Below are 1,477 nucleotides of genomic sequence, written 5' to 3'. Positions count from 1 at the left end.
GGTGATGTTAGTGATAATCACCATCCACATCGGCGCTTTTGCATTCTGAGTTCCAAGTAGCCAACCCAAAATAACGAAATTCGTCAGTGCTGCCGGTGCACTCCATGCTCGAATCGAGAAATACTGTTGGCCATAATGTTTCACTTGATCACTGGCGCTACTTAATGAAAAAACCAGATCAGCCACTAAGCCGTGTAACAGTAAGAAGACACCAGCAAACCCAAGAGCCATGGTCACGCCTTGCACACAGACCAAACCAAGCTGCTTGCCATCATTTGCACCGTACGATTGTGCGGCAAGTCCGGTTGTCGACATGCGTAAGAAGCCAAGCAACCAAAAGGTCACACTGATCATGGTGCCACCTAACGCCACGCCTCCTAGGTACCAAGAATGTTCTAAGTGGCCGATAACAGCAGCATCCACTAAACCCAGCAATGGGACAGTAATATTAGAGAGCACCATCGGGATCGCGAGCAACAGCACTTGTTTGTGCATTGCTTGATTGAATAGCGTTTGGAAAATAGTTTGGGGATTAAATAGCTTCATAACCACCTCTTTGATTAGAGGCGATAGTTTAACCTAGTGAGTGTGCTTTCACTATGTTGTGAGATTTTGGCTTATAACAGATGTAGCTTCGAGTATGTGTAAGTAGTGCTGCTCTAGCGCTACCACTTCACCAGTACCAGTTGCGGCGTTAAACGCTTTTTAACCTGAGAAATTTTGCACAATAGTCGCTGCCATAACTTCCAACGGTTACATTGCTGTTCTAAAGGCGAAAATGCTTTAACCCATTGCGCCCATGGTAACCAATTAAGAATGCTGTCGACTGGAGAAGATAAGCCATGTGCATAGTCACCAGAGCCTAGCTTCTTACCTAAAGTACTTGAGCTCTTATCGCCAGCCAATACAACACACGCATGTGCATGAGTAAAGTAACGGCTCAAAGACTGAATAAAGTGCGCGGTTTGCTGCTCATTACAATCCAACAGTGCATGTTCACACACCACCATTACCGAAGCTTGCTCTGGAATATTGAGTTCATCTAACCAAGTCAGATCATCTACGGAACCACACTCCAAGCGGTAGCGTTCATTTTTGTGGAACAAACGTTGTCGCCAAAGTAGATTCTCGGTTACATCCAGCTCTACCCAGTGACAGCGGCCATTGTCTAATCGGTAAAAACGGGTGTCGAGACCAGCTCCCACATTAATAATCCAAGCATCAGGGTTGTGAGATAGGAACTGCTGAACTTGAGAATCGCAAAGTTGAGTCAAGGTCGCATAGAGAAGTTGTTGTTGGTCGAGTTCACCAGTAAGGCATTCCGGCGCTAATTGACAACGCTTACAGGCCTGAGCAGCAATAGGATCATAGACGAGGCCATCATCGGCAAGGCTTTCTCGGCTGCGAAACCAAAGATGTTGAACGAGATTTGTCGGAACTTGAAGTTCTTGATGTGCAGAAGCTTGATCAGCAGAAA

General features: G+C 46.0%; 2 protein-coding genes. Both read right to left on the bottom strand.

The window, feature by feature from the left end; all coding sequences use genetic code 11:
* On the bottom strand, positions 1–546 hold a 546-nt coding region (locus tag A3712_RS19050), incomplete at its 3' end, for an MATE family efflux transporter (protein ID WP_269451432.1).
* 119 nt (positions 547–665) lie between these two features.
* The coding region (locus tag A3712_RS19045) for a class I SAM-dependent methyltransferase (protein ID WP_063524672.1) at positions 666–1,477 on the bottom strand (812 nt) is incomplete at its 5' end.

Origin of the sequence: Vibrio sp. HI00D65 (assembly GCF_001635455.1) — a bacterium.
Classification (GTDB): domain Bacteria; phylum Pseudomonadota; class Gammaproteobacteria; order Enterobacterales; family Vibrionaceae; genus Vibrio.
Note: the sequence above shows the minus strand (reverse complement) of the source record. Positions and strands in the feature narration are given on the sequence as shown.